The organism is Pseudomonas sp. EA_65y_Pfl1_P113 (assembly GCF_963970525.1).
GTDB classification, from domain to species: Bacteria; Pseudomonadota; Gammaproteobacteria; order Pseudomonadales; family Pseudomonadaceae; genus Aquipseudomonas; species Aquipseudomonas tritici.
This window is the reverse complement of record NZ_CAXAQM010000388.1, coordinates 1-506: the sequence shown is the minus strand read 5'-3', so window position 1 is coordinate 506 and position 506 is coordinate 1. Positions and strand designations below refer to the sequence as shown.

1 protein-coding gene is annotated in these 506 nt (G+C 63.0%); it reads right to left on the bottom strand.

The genetic code is table 11. The features are described from left to right. On the bottom strand, positions 1–506 hold a 506-nt coding region (locus tag AACY52_RS30200), incomplete at both ends, for a hypothetical protein (protein WP_339561361.1).

The window sequence follows — 506 nt, the reverse complement described above, 5'->3', positions numbered from 1 at the left end:
CTTCAGGAAGGCATCGAGCTTCTTCGCAAAATCGAGGCGCTTCAGGCGGCGGTCGGCGGCTTCGGGATTGTAGGTGGGCTGTTGATATTGGTCGAGCTTGCCAAGTTCTTCGCCGGTATAGCGCTGGAAGGGAGCCTCGCCCGGTTCGGAGCCAGTGTTGGGCAGCGTGACCATGACGATCTTGCCCGACAGCTTGCCGCGCCACTTGTCGAAATCGCGCACGCGTGAAATCGGCGCGACGATGACCGGTGCCGCAATCGGCCCGTTGGTGCCGGGCGTCCACGCAATGGGGATCGCGGTGAGCTGGATCGGGCGCGGGGTCAGCATCTTCACGCTGGAACTGACGATGGACCAGCCGCGACCGAAATCGAAGCCTTCCTTGTGGACGTTCTTCAGCCCCCATTCGGTGAACTTCGCCTGGGTCCAGGTCTCCGCCGTGCGCATCGCGGGGGAATTGGTCATGCGCGGGCCGATCACGTCGGCGAGATGTTCTGCGGTCAGCATCA